Here is a 21492-nt window from a genome sequence, read left to right on the forward strand (position 1 = left end):
TGGGAGGCCCGCCGCCGCGTGCGTGCGGGTTATGTGCCTTGGGGGGAACCATGGAGGAATACGAACTCATCGTCATCGGCAGCGGCCCGGCGGGGCGGCGCGCTGCGGTGCAGGCGGCCAAGCTCGGCAAATCGGTGCTGGTGGTGGAAGGGCGGCGGCGCGTGGGCGGGGTTTCGGTCCACACCGGCACGATCCCGTCGAAGACCCTGCGTGAAACCGCGCTCAACCTGTCAGGCTGGCGCGAGCGCGGGTTCTATGGCCATTCCTATCGCGTGAAGCAGGAGATCGGCGGGGACGACCTCGGCGTCCGGCTGATGAAAACGCTGGAGCACGAGATCAACGTGCTGGAGCACCAGTTCCACCGCAACAAGATCCGCACCGTCAACGGCACCGCACGCTTCACCGGACCGAACGAGGTGGCGGTGCGCCGCGCCGATGGCAGCGATCTGGCGGTGCGGGGCGAGCGCATCCTGATTACCGTCGGCACGATCCCCTACCGGCCCGACAGCGTGCCGTTCGATGGCGACCATGTGGTCGATAGCGATGCTATCGTCGAATGCCCGCGCGTGCCGCGCAGCCTGACCGTGATCGGCGCGGGGGTGATCGGCATCGAATATGCCACAATCTTCAGCGCGATGGACGTGCCGGTCACGCTGATCGAGCCGCGCGAGACGTTCCTGGACTTCATCGACCGCGAGATCATCGACACCTTCACGCACGAATTGCGTGACCGAGGCATGGTGATCCGTACCGGCGCGGAAGTCCGCTCGATCGAAAAGGGCGCGGATGGCTGGGTGACGACCACGCTGGCCGACGGGCGCACGGTGCGCACCGAAATGCTGCTCTATGCCGCCGGCCGAACCGGTGCGACGGCTCCGCTCGACCTCGACAAGTGCGGGCTGACGGTGGACCACCGGGGGCGCATCACCGTCGATCCCAAGACCTTCCAGACGGAAGTGCCGCACATCTATGCGGCGGGCGACGTGATCGGCTTTCCCAGCCTTGCCTCCACCTCGATGGAGCAGGGCCGCATTGCCGCGTGCCACGCCTTCGGCCTGCCGCTGCCACCCGCGCCGCAATACTTCCCTTACGGCATCTATGCGGTGCCCGAGATTTCGACCGTGGGCATGAACGAGCAGGAAGTGCGGGCGCGCGGCATCAGCTATGAAGTGGGGATCGCGCGTTTCCGCGAAACCTCGCGCGGGCACATCATGGGGCTGAACTCCGGCATGATGAAGATGCTGTTCTCGCTCAAGACGCGCCGCCTGCTGGGCGTGCACATCTGCGGCGAAGGCGCGACCGAGCTGATCCACATCGGGCAGGCGGTGCTGAACCTGAAAGGCACGCTCGACTATTTCATCGAGAACACGTTCAACTATCCGACGCTGGCCGAAGCCTACAAGATCGCCGCGCTGGACGCATGGAACCGGATGCCAGCGCGGGAAGGTTGATCCTAGCGCCCCGGCGTGATGAACGAGCGGCCGTGGCGCACCGGGCGCGCGGGGGCGGAAAAGATCGCGCCCGCCGAAAGGCGGCTGCCGCGCACCACCAGCATCACGGAATCGCCCGGCTCGATCCGCACCTCGTCGCCCGGATGGGCGATCGACTGGCCGTTCGCGCGGTCGATCTGGACGATGAAGAACGCGCCGTTGCCCTGCCGCTCGGCATCGCGCACGTTCAGTCCGGTAAGCGCACCGTGCTTGATCGCGGTCACCACTTCCAGCTCGAGGCCGAGATCGTGGAGGCCGCGCTTCATGTCGGAGACCGCGCCATCGCTGCCCACGGCCTTGCCGGTGGCTGGATAGAGGATCAGCTCGGTAATGCGCTCCGCCCCGATGTGGGTGGGCAGGACGACCTTGTCCGCCCCGGCGTGAAACAGCTTGCTTTCGGTGCTGGGCGCTTCGCCACGCGCGATGATCTCGATCCCGGCGTTGAGGTTGCGCGCCGAAAGCGTGATGAACACGTTGGCCGCGTCATCGGGCAGGACCGAGGCGAGCACGCGCGCCTTGGCGATGCCGGCCTGGCGCAGCGTATCCTCGTGCGTGGCTTCGCCGACCAGGCTCAGGTGGCCGTGTGCGCGTGCCTCCTCGCATTTCGCCGGGCTGCGTTCGATGATGACGAACGGATGCCGTGCTTCAGCCAGCGCCATGGCGAGTTGCACGCCGATCCGGCCATAGCCGCAGATGACGACGTGATCTTCGAGCTTTTCGATTTCGGTTTGCATGCGGTCCAGCCCCAGCAGGCGGCGGAACTGGAACAGCGTGAAGACTTGCACGAGCGCGCCGGTCAGCACGATCATGCCGGTGCAGCCGAGCACGATCGTTACGGTGGTCCAGATCCGCAGGAACGTGGTGTCGATCGGGCGGACTTCGCCGTACCCGACCGAGAAGATAGTGAGCAGCACCATGTAGGCGGCATCGCCCAGAGGCCAGCCGGCCCGGACGTAGCCCATGGTGGAAATGCAGAACACGGTGGCCACGAACAGCAGTGTGCCCGCCAGCAGGCGCAGCGGCGAGCCGAGCACATTGTTGGCGCCCTGCGAAAAGGCAGAGCCGTGGCTGTCCGCGTCCATTGGTGCTTCCCGATCCCCGGAACGGACCTTGGCGCGGGGGCGAAGGCTTGTCCAGTGTTGCGGGTGCGGGACGGGAAGGTCAGGCGCGCCGGGCGCGGGGAAGAACAGCGCGCAGCAGCACCAGCGCGGAAAGCAGCAGGATCAGCACAAAGCTCCAAGGGATCGCCGTTTCGAACAGCGCGGCAGCGGGGATAACAAGGCCGGCGACGCGCTCCACCAGCCATATCGCCGCGGCGAGGCCGATCACCGTGGCGAGCGCGGTGCGGGCGGGGGCGCCGTGGCGCCAGCGCGCCAGCGCCAGCAGTGCCGGCAGGGCGCCCAGAACGACCAGAAGCTGCACGGCCTCGATGCCCAGGTTGAAACCGAGGATCGCGGTGACGCGCGTCGCCGCGCCCAGTCCGAAGTTCGCGATCAGCGTGGCGAAGGCGAGGCCGTGGACCAGCCCGAAGCCGAGCGCGACCAGCGGCTCGCGCCCCGGGAACAGTGGCCGCGCGGCGTGGATCGCCGAGATCAACACGGACAGCGCGATGCCGGCCTCGACCGGGGCCGCCGGCAGATGCGCGCCGAACAGCGCGGCGGCGATCAGCGTCAGGCTGTGCCCCACGGTGAACGCGGTGACGATCATCGCGAGATGGCGGAAGGTGGCGCGCGGTTCGCGCAAGGCGGACCAGCGGCCGCGAGAGGCGAGCAGCGGCGCGGGCAGCAGCAGGGCCAGCAGGAACATCAGGTGGTCATAGCCTTCGGCGATGTGCCGCGCGCCCAGGCGGAAGCTGTTGGCGAAAAGACCGGTCATGCCGGCATGTCCCCGATCGACGGTAAGGATGGGGCGCGCGGCGGTAAGCGCGCCGACGAGTTCGCGCTCGCCCCGCGTGCCGCCGGCAAGGTCTCCGCCGATCACCAGCAGCGCGAAATGGGTGGGAACCTCGCGCGTGATGACGCGCCAGTCGAAGCGGAAGTTGCGGTCGCCGGCGCCGGGCGGCGGCAGCAGCGTGGCCGTGACATGGAGATCGGGCGGGCCGATGATCGTTTCGAACGCGATCCGGTCGATCGTGACGCGCCAGTTCCGCCCGTCCGGCGCTACCACCGCGAAGTGGCCCAGCAGATAGGCGCGCGCGGCGGCAAGGCTTGCAGGCCGGTTGTCGGTGGCAAGGCCGGTGGCATAGCCGAACTCGCTTTGCGGCACGACGATATCGGCCCCGATCGCGCCGGGGGCGAGATCGAGGCGGATTTCCGAATTGGGCGTGAGATGCGCGGCGGCGGGCGCGGGCAGAGCGAGCAGAAGCATCAGGATGGCCAGCGCGGCGATGAACCGCGCCGGCAGACTGCGCTCAATCATGCCCGAACCAGACGAACCGCGCGGCGGGGTCGGCAGCTTTGGGATTGATCTTCAACGCGGCCTTGCGCGCATCCTCCGCGTCATCGCCCCGGCCCAGCGCGTCGAGCGCCTCGGCTTTCTGCATCAGCAGCAGGGCGGAGCACCAGCCGCCCTTTTCGGCGCGCTCGATGGTGGCGAGCGCGCCTGCAGGATCGCCGGTGAGCAGTTGCGCGCGGGCAAGCAGCGCCAGCGTGGCGCCATGCGGGCGGCGTGCCGCGTCCTGCCGGGCAAGAGCCAGCGCGCGGCGCGGATCGCCGACGGCCAGTTCGTGCTCGACGACATGCGCGGCGGCGGCCTCGGGCAGGGCTTGCAGCCTCTCGGCCCAGATCGCGCCGGCACGGTCCGCCCAGGCCCGGCTTTCCTGCCCCTTGCCCTGAAGGCGCAGGAGATGGGCCAGCGCGTCCATCACTTCGGGCGCGTTGGTGCGATTGGCGATGTCGGCATAGCGCCGTGCCGCTTCATCCGGCCGGCCTTCAACCGCCGCCTGTTGCGCGACGAACGCCTCGTTCAGCCAGTTGCCGGGAAAGAAGCCGTCGGCAAAGCGCGCCCAGCGGCCGGCAGTGGTCCAGTCACCCACGGCATAGGCCACGGTCGCGCGCTGGATGGCGGCCTGCGCCTTGGCGAGGCGTGTCAGCCGCTTACCGCGCAGCACGGCATTGACGCGCCGGCGCGCGAGTTCGGGATCGCCTGTGCGCAGCGAGAGCATCGATTGCCGCAGCGCCAGGCCCGCATTGTTCGCGGCGGCTTCCGCCTTGGCATAATCCTCGCGCGCGGTGGCATAGTCGCCGCGCTGCATCGCTATGTCTCCGCGCAGCGCAAGCGCGCTGGAGGCTTCCTCGCTGTGCGGGCTAGCCTTCTGCGCGTCGAACCGGGTGAGAGCCTTTGTGGCATCGTCCAGCCGGTGCAGCGTGACCGACAGCGCGGCGCGCGACAGGCTGGGGCCGGCGGGAAACTCGGCCATGCCTATCGCCCGATTCAGCACCTTGTCCGCTTCGGCCAGATCGGCGTAGCTGCCGGTCAGGCGGTATCGGCCGACCAGCGCGTCGCCCAGAATTTCCATGTGGAGCCAGTCGGACTTGCCGCTCTTTTCGCGCTCGCGCCCGCCATCGATCTGCACCGTTGCGGCGTTTACCGCTTCCGCCTGGTTGCGGGGGCCAAACCATGGCTTGACCTCGCTGGTCGCGGGATCGGGCGGGCCATGCCGGTGGTTCCAGCGCTGCCAGCCATAACTGGCCGCAAGCACGATGATCACGGCGGCAAGGAGCAGCCAGGGCCAGCGCAAGGCATTGCGCTGGCCTGCCGAAACGGTGTTCATGTCAAGTTTTCCCGCGACCCGCGCGCTGTTACGATGTGCGGGCGCAGATCTTCAGGCCCAGATTGGTGAGATCGTCGCCGATCAGGTCGAAGAACTTGTGCAACTCGTTCTTGTATTCGGCGAGGTACTTGTTGTTGGTGGCATCGTCCGCCGGTGTGGCGTCGTTGTAGCTGTTTTTGGTGGCGGAGCCCACCAGTGCGGTGGCGATCGCCGGGTTGCCCATGCGATCGACGCTGACATAGGCCGAATCCGCGTCCGTGCGGAAGTTGAAGCCCGATCCCGTGCCGCTCGCCACCGCCGGCGAGCCGTTGGGGTTAGCCAGGAACGGGAAGGTGAGGCTGAACGGCTTGTCGTTGGTTGGCGGATTTAGCGGGATGTTGGCGAACGTGTTCGGCCCCTGTCCGGTGACCGTCATGTCGAGGAACAGTTCCGCGAGCAGGATGTCGACCACCGGATCGGCAGGGTGCCGGCCGTTGGGGAAGCGGGTCGAGCGCGTGATGTCCAGCTTCAGCGTGTCCGGGATGATCTGCGATTGCAGCGTTGCCGTCACGCCGGTCTGTCCCTGGACGGTCTGCGTGAAGCAGTTATCGACGTTGTAGGATACGGCCGTGGCCGTCGGCGTGGGGGTGGCCGTGCCGGTTCCGCTCGGCAACGGGGCGGGGACGACCACCTGGCTGCCGGAGCCGCTGTCGCCGCAGGCGGCCAGAACGGCGGTCAGCGCCAGCGGCGTCGCGAAGAGCATCGCGGCGCGGCGCAGGGAAAACGGAGATGCTTGCATCACAGGTTCCCCCCGAAGCGAAGCGTCTGACCCCAGGCGTCCAGATTGCTGCCGATCGTGCCAAGGTTGGCATCCGGAATTTCCAGGACCAGCGCGGTATCGTTCTGGCCATCGAAGAAATTGCGATCATTGCGGATGCGGATGGTGCCGAACGAGCGCGTTTCGCGGAAGCCGATCAGGTCGAAGAAGAACGGCTCGTCATACAGGCCAACGCGCGCCTTGACGCCGTTGGCGGTAAGCGTCGTTTCCACCGGCCCTTCCAGCGTGCCGGTCACGCCGGGCAGGCCTTCGATGCGGACGCCCCAGTCGTTTGGCCCCTGTCCCTTGCCGAAGCGGAACTTGATCACGAATTCCGGCGAGGTTCCGGGGGCCTGCGTGGACACGTTGATCTTGTAGAGCACGTCGCGGTCGTAATAGGTCGGCGCGGTGGTGGCGACCGGACCGGCGAAAGTCATCGCGATCTTGGTCGTGCCGTTGGAATGCCACGCGAAGACGTCGGCGATATCGGCTGGAATATCCGGCGTGGTATCGAACCCGGCGTCGGTGCGGGTGGGCGGATCGAGGTGATCGGCGCTTTCGGCCACATCGGCGGGAAGGAGCAGAAGCCCCGACAGAGCGGCACAGGCGGCGCCAGCCGCCAGCCCCCTGGCTCCAACAGTCCTGAAAAAGCTGCGCACGGCGTATCTCCGACTCTGGGTAACGAATGACGGTGCGACCTTGATGTCGCCTCATTCTTCCCGAATCGCTGTGCCGGCCCTCACACATCCGCGTATTTATCGCGGCGCCTGAACAAAGGGCGGCTCCGATTCAATGCGGAGGCCGTTACCCGGGTTGTAACTCTAAAAAGACGCTGCCGTGAAGGGGGAAAGTGCCGGCATCGAATCCGGGGCGCGTGGCGCGGGGAATGGCGCGCACAAAAAACGGGGCGATGCACGCCCCGTTTTTCCGGTCCCGCGATGGAACGGCGCTTATTTCGGCGCCAGCACCATCAGCATCTGGCGGCCTTCCATGCGGGGAAAGGCTTCGATCTTGGCGATTTCCGCCACGTCGTCCTGCACGCGGCGCAGCAGGTTCATGCCGAGCTGCTGGTGCGACAGCTCGCGCCCGCGGAAGCGCAGCGTGACCTTCACCTTGTCCCCTTCCTCGATGAAGCGCTGCACGTTGCGCATCTTCACGTCATAGTCGTGATCATCGATGTTCGGACGCATTTTGATCTCCTTGATCTCCTGCGTCTTCTGGGTTTTGCGGGCAAGATTGGCCTTTTTCTGGGCCTCGTAGCGGAACTTGCCGACATCAAGGAACTTGCAGACCGGCGGATCGGCGTTGGGCGAAACCTCGACCAGGTCCAGTCCGACTTCGGCTGCCTGCTCGATCGCCTCGCGCGTGTACATGACGCCGAGATTTTCACCATTCTCATCGATCACGCGCACCTTTGGCACGTTGATGAGCTGGTTGTAGCGCGGCCCGCTCTTGACGGGGGGCGCCATCATGCGCCGGGGAGGGGGAGCTATAGTGCGTTCTCCTGCAGTTGCTCGAAACGTGATTTTGGCGCGCTCATATCACATTGCGGTCGCAGATAAAGGGCCAAGCGCCGAATGTGGGGCGTTCAGGACGCGATTCAAGGGCGGGGAGGTGGATTGGAGCCGTCAGCGGCGGCCCTCACGGGCGCGCCTGCGTTCGTAGAACAGCAGCGCCAGCGCGTAAAATACGACATCGGCCGCGATCTTGCCGGCGCCGACTCCCAGCGCTTCCCCCAGCAAGGAAACGGTGGACAACGTGATGCCCGGGCGGATGACCAGCGTATCGAGCGCTTCGGCTATGCCGAAATCGTGGAGCATGGCGAGCAGCACCGGGCGCAGCCGACGTTCACCGCCGGGCAGGGCGCGCCAGTCGCGCAGGAAGATGGTGCCGTAGTAACCGGCATTCTCGCCCAGCGCCGCACCGAACGCGGCGAGTTCCGGTCCGGCTCCGGCGGCGGAAAGTCCGAAGAAGCCGGCGTAGCTGCCGGCAAAGCCGCACGCCTCGGCCCAGCCGAAGCGCGCCAGCCAATGTCGCCAGCGCGGACCATGCGCGGTCATGACGTCCCTTACGCCGTCTGGCGCCAGAGTGGGAAGCGCGCGAGCCGGTCTGCCGCCGGCACGAGCGCCTCGATCTCGGTGGCGGGTTGCATCGCGGAAAGGATCGCGGGATCGGTCGCATCCATGCCACCGGTCAGCGCGCCGATCGCGGGCAGGATCATGCGGCCGCCGCGCCCGCTATTGCCGTCTTTGCCGATCACCACGCAAGGGCGCGAGATGTTGCGGCCGCGGACCGCGAGGCGCAGCTTGGGGTGGAAATGGCCGGACAGTTCGGGAGCAACTTCTCCCGCCTTCGCCTCGTGCCGTAGCACGATGCCGCTGACGGCAAGCTCCTCCATCCGCGTACCACCCGGATGATCGGCCACGTCCTCGTCATGGTTGCCGGTGATCCACACCCAGTCGGTCGCGCGGGTCAGCGCCGCTAGCATTCCAGCGGCGTGGGGTTCCAGTCTTTCCGCCCCGAAGCGATCGTGGAAACTGTCGCCCAGACAGAACACGCGTCGCGCGCCGGTTTCGCGGATGGCGCCCGCGATGCGCTCCAGCGTCTCGCGGCTGTCATAGGGCGGCAGCATTTGCCCGAAGCGGGCGTAGAAACTGGCCTTTTCAAGATGGAGGTCCGCCACCAGCAGGGCCTGCTCGTCCGGCCAGTAGAGCGCGCGACCATCGCCGATCCGCGGGCCGAGCCGAAATTCGCGATGGGCGAACGAAAAGGGAACCATGGGTTTCCCTTGCCGCAGGGGGCGTGATTTGGCAAGCGCCCGGCATGACCGACTGGACCGAACAGACCGCCCAAGCCCGCCACTGGTTCGAATCGCTGCGCGACCGCATCTGCGCTGCGTTCGAGGCGATCGAGCGCGAGGCCGGCAGCGACGCGGCTTTCGTCTATACGCCCTGGAGCCGCGAACAGGTGGGCGAACCGGCGGATAACGACGCCAATGCGAACCCCGGTGGTGGCGTGCGCGGCGTGATGAAGGGCAAGGTGTTCGAGAAGGTGGGCGTCAACGTCTCCACCGTGGGCGGCGCGTTCAGCCCGGAATTCGCCAAGACGATCAACGGTGCGGACCCCGAAAACCCGGTCTTTACCGCGACCGGCATCAGCCTGGTCGCACACATGGCCAATCCGCACGTTCCCGCCGTTCACATGAACACGCGCTTCCTCACCACCAGCAAGGCGTGGTTCGGCGGCGGCGGCGATCTCAACCCGCCGATTCCCTATGACGAGGACACCGCCGAGTTCCACGCCGCGTTCAAGGCGGCGTGCGACGCGCACGACGGGGAGTACTATCCGCGATTCAAGAAGTGGGCGGACGACTATTTCTACATTCCCCACCGCAAGGTGCACCGGGGCGTGGGCGGTATCTTCTACGATCACCTCGAATGCGCCGACCTCGATGGCTTCGCCGCCAACTTCGCCTTCACCCGCGATGTGGGCGAGGCATTCCTCGACGTGTTCCCCAGGCTGGTGCGCCGGCGCATGGGGATGGACTTCACGCCCGAGGACAAGCAGCGCCAGCTCGAATGGCGCGGCCGCTATGCCGAATTCAACCTGGTCTATGACCGGGGCACGCTGTTCGGCCTGAAGACCGGCGGGAACATCGATGCAATTCTGATGAGCCTGCCGCCCGAAGCGGTGTGGAGCTGACCGGTTGGACTACGACCACCCCCAACCGCTCGCCCCCGGCTACCATGCCGTCCGCCCCGGTGATCTCGCCTGCGTGGTGACCGCGCTGGAAATGCGCGAGAAGCCCGCGGCGTTGCGGCGGCTGGTGCCGGAAGGCGATGTGCCGGTGCAGCTTGTCCGCTGGGAAGCGCCGGCGATCGAGAAATACCGGATGCTCTACCGCCGCGTCGGCGCGCCGTGGCTGTGGTGGTCGCGGCTGGTGAAGGATGATGGCGAACTCGCCGCGATCGTCCACGATCCGCAGGTCCACGTTTTCGCGGTGGTCGACCGCGCCCGCGTGGAAGTGGGGATGCTTGAACTGGACTTCCGCGTGTCCGGCGAATGCGAGATCACGTTCTTTGGCCTGATTCCGGGCGCGACCAGGAAAGGGCTGGGCAAGTGGCTGATGCGCAAGGCCTTGCAGTTGGCCTGGCGCGAGGGCGTGGGCCGGGTATGGGTGCATACCTGCACGCTCGATGGCCCGCAGGCGCTGCCGTTCTATGTCTCGCAAGGCTTCGTGCCCTATGCGCGGGCGGTGGAAGTGTTCCCCGATCCGCGCCTTGGCGACGTGCTGCCGGAAGACGTGGCGCCCCATGCGGCGCTGCTGCGCGCCTAAGCGATTACACTGATCCGCATTTCCGCGACCTTTACCCCTTGCCCTGACCGCATGGTTCCGCCCATTTAGGCAGGACATGCTACGTCAGTACGAACTTGTCGAACGGGTCCTTGCTTATGATCCGGACGCGGATGAGGCGATCCTCAACCGCGCCTATGTCTATACCGTGCAGAAGCACGGCACCCAGAAGCGCGCGTCGGGCGATCCCTATTTCTCGCACCCGGTGGAAGTCGCCGGCCTGATGACCGAGCTGAAGCTCGATCAGGCGACGGTGGTGACGGCGCTGCTCCACGATACGGTGGAGGATACGCTGGCCACCGTGGACGAGATCGAGCGGCTGTTCGGCGGCGATGTGGCGCGGCTGGTCGATGGCGTGACCAAGCTCTCGAAAATCGAGACGATGAGCGACAACGAGCGCGCCGCCGAGAATCTGCGCAAGTTCCTGCTGGCGATGAGCGAGGACTTGCGCGTCCTGCTCGTCAAGCTGGCGGATCGCCTGCACAACATGCGCACGCTCCACTTCATCAAGAGCGAGGAAAAGCGTCGCCGCATCGCGCGCGAGACGATGGATATCTATGCCCCGCTGGCCGAGCGCGTGGGCATGTACGAATACATGCGCGAGATGCAGTTGCTGGCCTTCGAGCAGCTCGAACCCGAAGCCTATGCCACGATCAGCGGACGCCTTGCCGCGATCCGCAGCGAGGAAAACGGCCAGGTCGGGGCGATCGCGCTGGAGATCAAGCAGGCGCTGGCCGAAGCGGGTCTCAGGGTGGAAGTCTCGGGCCGCGAGAAGCACCCCTATTCGATCTGGAAGAAGATGGCCGAGCGCCATGTCAGCTTCGAGCAGATCACCGACATCATGGCCTTCCGCGTGCTGACGGAGAACGAGGACGATTGCTACAAGGCGCTGGGCATCCTGCACCGCACCTGGCAGATGATCCCCGGCCGCTTCAAGGACTACATCTCCACGCCGAAGATGAACGGCTACAAGAGCCTGCACACCTCGCTGATCTACAACAACGCCATGCGCGTGGAAGTGCAGATCAAGACGCGGGAGATGCACGAGACCAACGAGTTCGGTCTGGCCGCGCACTGGTCGTACAAGCAGGGCGGAGTCACGCCCGACGGGCAGGTGGGCTGGCTGCGCGATCTGCTGGAAATCCTCGAAGCCAGCAACGATCCCGAGGAGCTGCTCGAAAACACCAAGATGGCGATCTATCAGGATCGCATCTTCGCCTTCACGCCCAAGGGGGCGCTGTTCCAGCTGCCCAAGGGCGCGACGCCGATCGACTTCGCCTTTGCCGTTCACACCAATCTGGGCGCGCAGGCAGTAGGGGCGAAGATCAACGGGCGGCATGTGCCGCTGCGCACGCCGCTCAACAACGGCGATGTGGTGGAGATCATCAAGAGCCGGACCTCGGAGCCGCAGCTTTCGTGGCTGGCCTTCGCCGTCACGGGCAAGGCGCGGGCCTCGATCCGCCGTTTCGTGCGCCAGAAGGAACGCGCCGAAGTCGCCGCCATCGGGCGCAAGCTCTACGAGGAGATCGTCGAGCGCCTGCCCGGCACCGTGGGCAAGAAGGCGCTGGCCGATGCAATCAAGCGGCTGAAGATGGCGGGCGAGGAAGACCTGATGTTCGCCGTCGGTTCGGCCAAGGTCGATGACCGGCAGGTGATGGAAGCCTTGATGCCGGGCAGCGCGGCGAACCTGCCCGATCCCGATCACTGGCCCAAGCAGAAGCGCGCGATCGCTGTGCGCGGGCTGACGCCGGGCATGGCGTTCCAGCTGGCCGCGTGCTGCCATCCGGTGCCTGGCGACCGCATCGTCGGGTTGCGGCGGCCGGGCAAGGGCGTGGAAGTCCACGCGATCGACTGCCTCAACCTTGCCAACGGGATCGATGCCGACTGGATCGACCTTTCGTGGGATGCGCGGACCGACGGCGCGATCGGCCGCCTGCGTGCCGAACTTTACAATCGCCCCGGCACGCTGGCGGAGATGGCGGGCATCTTCGCCAAGAACCACGCCAACGTGGTCAATCTGGAAATGACCCAGCGCGAAAACCCGTTCCATACCTACGAGGTGGACCTGGAAGTGCGCGATCTGGCGCACCTGACGCGCATCATCAGCGCCCTGCGCGCCAGTGACGCGGTGGCGCAAGCCGAACGCATCTGATCCTGCGGCCCCGGGGCTGCGTTACCGTCTGATCTCGCGGTCCGGACCGGCTGATGCCCGTGGAACAGGTTTTCCAGTGTCCGGAACGGACTATATTTATGTTGCGGGATTTTTCGTTTGTTTTCTGGAATTTGACCTGCGCGTAAAAAATATCCAACTTAAAGTGGATATTTAATACGTTTTACAAACAGGTCAATAATTACCACGAATTAACCATTATTTACTTATCCGAACCACGTCTGTCGCGAAAAAATTTGCGCGGCGAAGGGTCGGATTATTATGAAATATCTAAAGTCAATCGCGGTTATACGCGTAATTGTCGGGCTGTATGTCTTCCTGCTTGGCGGGATGGCTTATGCCGCGGACTTGCAGATATCGCAGTATTCGGCCGATCCCGATCCAATAGGTGCAAGCGCGCAGGCGACTTTTACAGTCACCGTCGCGAACAACAGCGTTTCCGCGGTCAGCAACGCGGTGGTCACGATCGGCGTGCCGGGGCGCTTCAGCGTTAGCGGTGCGCCGGGCAGCATCCCGTCGTATTGCACGTTGTCCGGCGCGCCGGGCAGCCAGACGCTGACCTGCACGCTGGCGACCCTGCCCGGCGGCGGCGTGGCCAACGCCCGGACCTTCAGCTTCACCGCGACCGCGCAGACGCCGGGAGCCAGCAGTTCGACCGCGACGATCGCGGCGGCTGGCAACACCGATTCCAATCCGGGCAACGACAGCCTGACGATCACCCCCACGGTGCGGGCCGGTGCGGACATCGCGCTGGTGAAGGCTGGTTCGGCCTCCAGCGTGCCGGCGGGCGACATCCTGAGCTACACCCTGACTGCCACCAACAACGGTCCGAACACGACGGCGGCGATCAGGGTGGTCGACAACCTTCCCGCCGCCAGCGATTTCCAGTTCCAGTCCGCCACGGGTTCGGGATGGACCTGCAATCTTTCCGGCACGACGCTGACCTGCGACTACAGCGGCAGCGCGCCGGCGGTTGGCGGCAGCTTCCCGGTCATCACGATCAGCGGCAAGATCACCAAGAACACCGCCGGCACGATCAGCAACATCGCGGCGGTAAGCATCACCGATCCGCTGGTGCTCGATCCGGCGACGGGTAACAACATTTCGAACACCGTCGTGACCAATGTCGAGGCGGGCGCCGACCTGCAGGCGATCAAGTCGATGACCTCGACGATCACCGTGGGGCAGAGCGGCAGCATCGTGCTATCGATCCGCAACACCGGACCGCAGACAACGCCGGCGGGCACCAAGATCGCCGACACGATCGATGGTTCGCTGGCGATCGGAACGTTGCCGTCCGGGTGCGCGCGATCGGGCCAGACGGTGACCTGCACGGCGGCGTCGATCGCGGCCACGGGGCAGGTGGATTTCGTCATTCCGGTAACCGGCGCGTCGGCGACGTCAGGAGTCCTGACCAACACCGCGCATGTCACCCCGCCCAGCGGATTCACCGATCCGGATACGAGCAACAACGATGCGTCCGCGCCGTTCCAGGTGGTGCTGCCGAACGCGGACCTCGAACTCTATTCCAAGTCCAAAAGCCCCAGCCCGGTCGCGCCGGGCGCGGACATCACCAGCACTATCATCGTGCGCAATCTGGGGCCGTCGGTCGCAAGCTGGACTCCGTCCACGCCGATCCGCGTGACCGATACGCTGAGCGCCGACGAGACCTACGTCAGCGTTTCGGGTAACTGGTCCTGTTCGGTCTCGGGCGTGGTGGTCACGTGCCAGACGACGGATTCCGGCACGCTTCAGGTTGGCGATCTGCTGTATCTGACGCTCGTGACGAAAGCCGGGTCGGGCGTCGATACCGACGTGGTCAACACCGCCTGTACCGACCGCACGGCCGGTTCGGCCCACACGCCGTCGTCGCCCTCCAGCCCCACCGGCAACGATTGCCGGTCGGCGGGCGTGCGCTCCACCACCAAGGCGGCGGACATTTCCATCGCCAAGGACATGAGCCTGTCCCCCAGCGGCGGGTGGACGCACAACCTGACGGTCGCGAACACCGACAACAGCTATTACATACGCCTGCGCGTATCGAACGCCGCCGGCGGCGACCTGGCGCGCACGGTGTACGTGACCGACGCCATTCCCGACTTCATCACCAGCGGCAGCTATGTAACCGCCGTCAACCAGAACAGCATCAGTTCGGGTAGCATGAGCTACAACCAGTGGAACGGGCTGGTGAGCTGGTCGCTGTCCAACCTGGCGGCGGGCGCCACCGAAACACTGGTGATCCGCGTGGACCGGCCGTTCGAAAGCGGTTCCTACACCAACTTCGCCTCGGTGTTTTCGCCCGACACGACCGAAACCAACAACGCCAACAACAGCGATTCCGCAAACTTCAGCGTGGGCGCGGTGGCCGACATGACGGTCAATTCGAAGTCGGTAACGCCCGATCCGGTGCGCGTGGGCGTGCCTGCGACCTACATCATCAGCGTGCGCAACGATGGCGCCAACCCGGCGGACAACGTGCAGGTGGTCGACGTGATCGATCCGGCGCGGTTCCAGATCACTGGCACGCCGACCACGACCAAGCCGGGCGCAAGCTGCTCGGTCGTGCCGTCCACGGGCACCGTGACCTGCGCCATGGGCCAGTTCGCGCGCACCGAAGTGCGGCAGATCAGCATCGGCGTGCTGCCGAAGTATCCGTTCGGTTCCGAAACGGTGGCCACGCTGCCAGTCACGCAGGCGAACAAGGCCACCGTCACGACCTCGACGCTCGACGCCAACGGCGGCAGCGACCCCAACGCCGGCAACAACGCCTTCACGCTGAACCACACCGTGAACGGCCCGTCTTTCGATCTCGCCGTGACCAAGACCGAAAGCGATCCGGTGAACGACGATCCGGTGCGGTTCGACGAGACGCTGAACTACGACATCCGCGTTTCCAACTACGGCCCCTCGCGCGCGACCAACGTGATCGTGACCGACATTCCCTCGCCGCCGGCCGGGCTGACGACCACGCTCCAGTCCGTGACGGTGAACCCGGTTGCGGCCAACGGCGGCCTGTCGCTCCAGGCGGCACCGAACGCGGGCTGTGTGCCGTCGGGGGCAACCTATGTTTGCCGCATCGACGCCTCGAACACCGATGCCAACTACCTCGATCCTTCGCGCCAGGTGGTGTTCCGGCTGGTCTTCGCCATCGGCGGCACGCCGCCTTCGGCGCCCGTTACCTATAGCAACGCGGCGGAAGTGACCTCGGCCGAACAGCCGGTGTGGAATGGCGCTGGCGCGGATGCGCAGACGGTCAACAACCGCGCGGTCCAGACGACCACGATCCGGCCGTCCACCGATCTCCAGATCGTGAGCAAGACGCGCTCCGGAGCGCTGATGCGCAACGTCAACGAACCGGTCGAATTCACCATTCGGTTCCGCAACAACGGACCTTCCACCGCCACGCGGGTGCGCGTGACCGACGTGCTGCCGGCGGGCTTCGTCTATGCCGCATCCCCCGCCCCTTCGACCGCCATTCCCGGCGGCAGCGGCGCCAGCGTTTCGGGCCTGAACTGCTCGGGCACAACCACGATCACCTGCGACATCGACGGCAGCTTCCCCGTGGGCGCCGCGCATGCGGTGGACCTGAAAGTCCGCGCCAAGGCGCAAGGCCCTTACAGCGGCGCGCTTTCGCCCATGGACGCGACCGACACCGCGACGATCACGCCCGGCCTTGACGGCAGCGGCGATCCGCTGAGCGAGGACGCCGACAACACCAACAACAGCCAGTCGGCCGTCGTCCAGATCAAGCCTTCGTCGATCGCGGGCACGGTCTATGCCGACAACAACGACAACAACGTGTTCAACGGTGGTGAAGGCATCGCCGGCGTTACCCTCTCGCTGACCGGCACCGACATCTATGGCAACGCGGTTGCGGCCACGGCCATCACCAATGCGTCGGGAGCGTTCGCGTTCGACGTGCTGCCGCCTTCGGACGCGGCGGGCTACACGATCGTCGAGACGCAGCCGGCAAACTTCTACGATCTCAACGAAACCGCGGGCAGCGCTGGCGGCACCGTCAACAACGCGGTCCGTGGCAACACCCCGGCGGAGAACACCATCGGCGGCATCGTGCTGGCGGCTCAGACGGCGGCGACCGGCTATCTGTTCCAGGATCATGCCAATGCGGTGATCGTCGCAACCAACGACGACCCGCCCGCCGTCAACGGCGCAACCGGGCAGACGAACATCGTCAACGCCTTCGCCAACGATACCTTCAACAATGCCGCGATCGATCCGGCGAAGATTGTCGCCACGATCGTTACCCCGGCGACGAATGCTGGCGTCACCATGGATACCGCCACCGGCCTCGTCAGCGTGGCTCCGGGTACGCCGGCGGGCACCTACACCATCGACTATTGCATCTGCGACAAGGCCGATGCGGCGACCTGCGCCTCAGCGCGCGTCACCGTGGTCGTCACCGCGCCGCCGATCGTCGCCACCAACGACACGATCAGCGGGATCAACGGCGCGACCGGTGCGACCGACGTCCTGTCCGCCCTGACCGGGGATACGGTCAACGGCGCGGCCGCGACCACTGGCGCGGTGACCATTTCGGTCGCTGCCGGATCGACCGTGCCTTCGGTGCTGACGTTCGATCCCGCCACAGGCAAGGTTTCTGTCCATGCCGATACGCCAGCCGGTACCTACAGCTTCAACTACCAGATCTGCGAAGCGCTCAACCCGGCCAACTGCGCCATCGCCACCGAGACCGTCTCGGTCGTGGCCGGCTCGATCGCGGCAGTCAACGACAGCGCTGCCGGCATCAACGGTGCGGCGGGCGCGGCCAATGTGCTCAACGTGCTGACCGGCGATACGCGCAATGGCGCGGCGGCGACCACGGGGACCGTCACCATCGCGGTGGCGCCAGGGTCTGCCGTGCCGTCCGAACTGACCTTCGACACCGCGACGGGTGCGGTGTCGGTCAAGCCGGGCACGCCGGCGGGCACCTATCTGTTCAACTATCGCATCTGCGAAACGATCAACCCCACCAACTGCGCCACGGCCGAAGCGCGCGTGACGGTGGTGGCCGGTGTGATCGCGGCCGCGAACGACACGGTTGGCGGCGTCAACGGAACGCTGGGCGGCAGCAACGTGCTCAACGTTCTGGCGGGCGACACGCTCAACGGCGCGCCGGCCACGACCTCGACGGTGGCGATCACGCTTGCGCCGGGCGCCACGGTCCCGTCTGGCCTCGCGTTCGATCCGGCGACGGGCAACGTGTCGGTCGCGCCGAACACCCCGGCGGGCACCTATCACTTCGACTACCGGATTTGCGAGAAGCTGAATCCGACCAACTGCTCCATCGCGACCGCGACGGTTACTGTCGTCGCCGCGCCGATCACGGCGGACGACGATGCTTCCTCGCCCGTCACGGGGGCGACTGGCGCGGCCGACGTGGTCGACGCGCTGGAAGGCGACGCGCTCAACAACGCGCAGGCCAAGCTGGCCGACGTGACGATGACGGTCGTCACCCCCGCGACGGCGGTGGGCGGCAATCCGGTACCCGTGCTCGATACGGCGACCGGCAAGGCCAGCGTGCCGGCGGGAACGCCGTCCGGCACCTACACCATCGATTACCGGATCTGCGAAAAGCTGAACCCGGCCAACTGCGCCACCGCCAGGATCACCGTGCCGGTAACGGCGGCGGCGATCACCGCGGGCAATGACAGCGCGACCGGCATTAACGGCGCGGCGGGCGCGGCGGGCGTGCTCAACGTGCTGTCGGACGACCGGCTGAACGGGGTGGCGGTGACCACGGGGACGGTATCCATCGCCGTCGCCGCCGGATCGTCGGTGCCACCAGTGCTCACCTTCGACCCCGCCACCGGCGCGGTCTCGGTCAAGCCAGGGACGCCGGCCGGCCCCTATCACTTCGACTACACGATCTGCGAAAAGCTGAACCCCACGAATTGCGCAACGGCCACGGCCAGCGTGACCGTGGTGGCCGCGCCGATCGTCGCCACCCCTGACAGCGCGACCGGGATCAACGGTGCCTCGGGCGGCACGGGTGTGCTCAACGTGCTGGGTGGCGATACGCTGAATGGCGTGGCGGCCACCACGGGAACGGTGACGATCGCGGTGGCTTCGGGTTCCTCGGTGCCTGCGGCGCTGACCTTCGACCCCGCCACCGGCGCGGTCTCGGTCAAGCCGGGCACGCCGGCGGGCACTTACAGCTTTGACTACACGATCTGCGAAAAGCTGAACCCCACGAATTGCGCGACGGCCATGGCCAGCGTGACCGTGGTGGCTGCGCCCATCATCGCGACCAACGACACCGTTCCGACGGTCAATGGCGGCCAGGGTGGCGCGGGCGTGATCGACGTGCTGGGCAACGACACGCTGAACGGTGCGCCGGCCGACAAGGGCACGGTCACGATCTCGGTCGTCACGCCGGCCACGCCGATCAACGGTGGCGCCGTGCCGGTGCTCGATCCGGCCACGGGCCTGGTCAACGTGCCGGCGGATACCCCGGCGGGTACTTACACCATCGACTATCGCATCTGCGAGAAGCTGAATCCGACGAACTGTTCGACGGCGAAGGTGACCGTGCCGGTCAGCGCCGGCCCGATCACGGCGAAGGATGACAGCGCCACCGGCATCAACGGGGCATCGGGCGCGACGAACGTGGTCAACGTGCTGGGCGGCGATACCCGCAACGGCGCGGCCGCGACCCCAGCGACCGTCACCATCGGCCTTGCGCCGGGGGCGACGCTGCCGGCGGGGCTGGCGTTCGATACGGCCACGGGCGATGTCTCGGTCAAGCCGGGCACGCCGGCGGGCACCTACAGCTTCGACTACCAGATCTGCGAGAAGCTCAATCCCACCAACTGCGCGACCGCCAAGGTCAGCGTCACGGTCATTCCCGCGCCCATCGTGGCGGTGGACGACACGGTTGCCGGCATCAACGGCGGTTCGGGCGCGGTCAACGTGCTGAACGCGCTGGGCGGCGATACGCTGAATGGCCAGCCGGCAACGGTGGCCACGGTCACGCTGGCACTCGTCAACGCGCTGCCTGCCGGCTTCACGTTCGATCCGGCGACCGGCAACCTTAGTGTCGCGCCGGGCACGCGCGATGGTTCTTACGCCATCCCGTACCGGATCTGCGAGAAGCTGAACCCCACCAACTGCGCCAGTGCGACGATGACGGTTACCGTGATCCCGCCGCGCAGCACGGTTTCGGGCATCGTCTATCTCGACGGCAACCTCAGCCGCACGCACGAAAGCAGCGAGGCGCTGCTGGAAGGCTGGGCCGTGGAAGTGGTGCGCGGCGGCGCGGTGGTTGGCACCACGCACACCGACGCCAAGGGCTTCTACAGCATTCCCGACCTGCTGAGCGGCGATGGCTATTCCATTCGCTTCCGCCATGCGGCGAGCGGGGTGGTCTATGGCCGGATCGACAGCGCGGTGCTGCCGGTCAACGCCACGCTGGCCGACCAGAACATGCCGATCGATCCTTCGGGCGTGGTCTATGACTCGGTCACCCGCAGCCCGGTTCCCGGCGCGGTGGTGACGCTGGTGGACGATGGCGGCGTGCCGCTGGCGGATGCCTGCTTCATCGATCCGGGCCAGGCACGCCAGGTCACGAGCGCCGATGGCCTCTACCGCTTCGACATCGTGGCGGGCGCGGCGGCCCAGTGCCCGGCGGCACGCACCGGCTATCACCTGAAGATCACGCCGCCTTCCGGCTATTCCGGGCCGGAATCGACGGTGATCGCGGCGCAGCAGGGCCTGTTCAATCCGGCTGGCCGCGGCACCCCGGCCCCCGTGGTGGCCAATGCCGGCGCGCCGCAGGCTTCGGACCCGACGACCTACTACCTCGGCTTCCTGCTGGGGCAGGGCGACGGCAACGTGGTGAACAACCACATTCCGCTCGATCCCTTCCTGTCGCGCACGCCGCTGATCGTCACCAAGACCAGCGATAAGCGCACCGCGAACGTGGGTGATCTGGTGCCTTACACCATCACCGTGCGCAACACCGAGGCGCTGACCCGCGCCGGGGTGGCGGTGGTCGACATCCTTCCGCCGGGCTTCCGCTATGTCGCGGGATCGGCGCGGGTGGAAGGCCTGCCGCTGGAGCCGGTGGCGAGCGACCGCGAACTCCGCTGGAACGGCCAGGTCGTGCCCGGCAACACCACGCTGACCTATCGCATCATCGCGGTGATCGGCGCGGGCGTGACCGAGGGGGATCGCGTGAACACCGCCGTCGCCCGAAGTGGAGCCGGAGCGGGCGCGGGTGGCTCGGACATCTCGAACCGGGCGCAGGCCGTGGTCTCGATCGTGCCGAGCACGCTGTTCGACTGCGCCGAAGTGATCGGCAAGGTCTATGACGATCGCAACGGCAACGGTTACCAGGACGCAGGCGAACCGGGCATCCCGGCCGCGCGCCTCGCCACGGTGAACGGCCAGCTGGTGACGGCGGACGACCATGGCCGCTACCACATCACCTGTGCCGCCGTGCCCAACGCGCTGATCGGCTCCAACTACGTGCTCAAGCTCGACACGCGGACGGTGCCGGAAGGCTATGCGCCGACTACCGACAACCCGCAGTCGATCCGCCTGACGCGTGGCAAGATCAGCGAGTTGAACTTCGGCGTGCAGAAGGCGCGGGTGGTGGCGGTGGCCATCGACGCCAGGGCCTTCGCGGCCGGGAGCGCCGACCTGCTGCCCGCCTTCGCCGCGCGGCTGGAAACCCTGAAGACGATCAAGGCTGCAAGGCTGGCGATCCGGGCGACCTACACGGCCGCCGCCGGTGAACCCGCCGCAGTGATCGAGGCCCGCCTCGCCAACCTGCATGACCGGATCGGCGATGTGTTCCGCAACGGCTGGGACGGTCCGCCACCGGTGATCGAGATCGACATGATCGCCGCCGATGGCGCCCGCACCAGTGCTTCGGGACAGGAGTAAGAC

Annotated in this window: 13 protein-coding genes; 5 read left to right on the forward strand and 8 right to left on the reverse strand. The window is 66.5% G+C overall.

Annotated elements, in window-relative coordinates:
• Window positions 1–50 precede the first annotated feature (50 nt).
• Window positions 51–1451, forward strand: a complete 1401-nt coding sequence (sthA, locus tag FA702_RS16565; protein WP_136956990.1) for a Si-specific NAD(P)(+) transhydrogenase — start codon at window positions 51–53, stop codon at window positions 1449–1451.
• A 2-nt stretch (window positions 1452–1453) separates the two neighbouring features.
• Here the strand turns inward: sthA and FA702_RS16570 are convergent, their stop codons facing one another.
• From FA702_RS16570 to pdeM, 8 genes are all read right to left on the reverse strand, one after another.
• Window positions 1454–2572, reverse strand: a complete 1119-nt coding sequence (locus FA702_RS16570) for a TrkA family potassium uptake protein (protein ID WP_136956991.1) — start codon at window positions 2570–2572, stop codon at window positions 1454–1456.
• Between the two features lie 79 nt (window positions 2573–2651).
• Window positions 2652–3908 carry a HupE/UreJ family protein gene (locus FA702_RS16575; protein ID WP_136956992.1) on the reverse strand — a complete coding sequence of 419 codons (1257 nt, stop codon included), beginning with the start codon at window positions 3906–3908 and terminating at the stop codon, window positions 2652–2654.
• The gene (locus tag FA702_RS16580) at window positions 3901–5262 is read right to left on the reverse strand and encodes a tetratricopeptide repeat protein (RefSeq protein ID WP_136956993.1); all 1362 of its coding nucleotides are present in this window, start codon (window positions 5260–5262) and stop codon (window positions 3901–3903) included. The genes FA702_RS16575 and FA702_RS16580 overlap by 8 nt, the downstream gene beginning before the upstream one ends.
• Window positions 5263–5290: 28 nt before the next feature.
• Window positions 5291–6040, reverse strand: a complete 750-nt coding sequence (locus FA702_RS16585) for a DUF4331 domain-containing protein (RefSeq protein WP_255504624.1) — start codon at window positions 6038–6040, stop codon at window positions 5291–5293.
• Complete coding sequence (locus FA702_RS16590) at window positions 6040–6717, reverse strand: DUF4331 domain-containing protein (protein WP_136956994.1); 678 nt, start codon at window positions 6715–6717, stop codon at window positions 6040–6042. Before FA702_RS16590 ends, FA702_RS16585 begins: the two co-directional genes overlap by 1 nt.
• A gap of 291 nt (window positions 6718–7008) precedes the next feature.
• Window positions 7009–7530 (reverse strand): translation initiation factor IF-3, encoded by a 522-nt coding sequence (gene infC, locus FA702_RS16595; RefSeq protein WP_124808498.1) that lies wholly within the window; start codon window positions 7528–7530, stop codon window positions 7009–7011.
• 156 nt (window positions 7531–7686) lie between these two features.
• A complete protein-coding gene (locus tag FA702_RS16600) occupies window positions 7687–8118 on the reverse strand; it encodes a hypothetical protein (protein ID WP_136956995.1) in 432 nt (143 codons plus the stop codon).
• Between the two features lie 8 nt (window positions 8119–8126).
• Window positions 8127–8837 (reverse strand): ligase-associated DNA damage response endonuclease PdeM, encoded by a 711-nt coding sequence (gene pdeM / locus FA702_RS16605; protein WP_136956996.1) that lies wholly within the window; start codon window positions 8835–8837, stop codon window positions 8127–8129.
• Between the two features lie 44 nt (window positions 8838–8881).
• On the opposite strand from pdeM, the gene hemF reads away from it, so the two are divergent.
• The 4 genes from hemF (at window position 8882) to FA702_RS16625 (ending at window position 21489) form a co-directional block, all read left to right on the forward strand.
• Complete coding sequence (gene hemF, locus FA702_RS16610) at window positions 8882–9760, forward strand: oxygen-dependent coproporphyrinogen oxidase (RefSeq protein WP_136956997.1); 879 nt, start codon at window positions 8882–8884, stop codon at window positions 9758–9760.
• 91 nt (window positions 9761–9851) lie between these two features.
• The gene (locus tag FA702_RS16615; RefSeq protein WP_136957486.1) at window positions 9852–10394 is read left to right on the forward strand and encodes an N-acetyltransferase; all 543 of its coding nucleotides are present in this window, start codon (window positions 9852–9854) and stop codon (window positions 10392–10394) included.
• Window positions 10395–10470: 76 nt separating this feature from the next.
• Window positions 10471–12564, forward strand: a complete 2094-nt coding sequence (locus FA702_RS16620; RefSeq protein WP_136956998.1) for a bifunctional (p)ppGpp synthetase/guanosine-3',5'-bis(diphosphate) 3'-pyrophosphohydrolase — start codon at window positions 10471–10473, stop codon at window positions 12562–12564.
• Window positions 12565–12912: 348 nt separating this feature from the next.
• The gene (locus FA702_RS16625) at window positions 12913–21489 is read left to right on the forward strand and encodes an SdrD B-like domain-containing protein (RefSeq protein WP_168196095.1); all 8577 of its coding nucleotides are present in this window, start codon (window positions 12913–12915) and stop codon (window positions 21487–21489) included.
• Window positions 21490–21492: the final 3 nt, after the last annotated feature.

This window comes from Novosphingobium sp. EMRT-2, assembly GCF_005145025.1.
Classification (GTDB): domain Bacteria; phylum Pseudomonadota; class Alphaproteobacteria; order Sphingomonadales; family Sphingomonadaceae; genus Novosphingobium.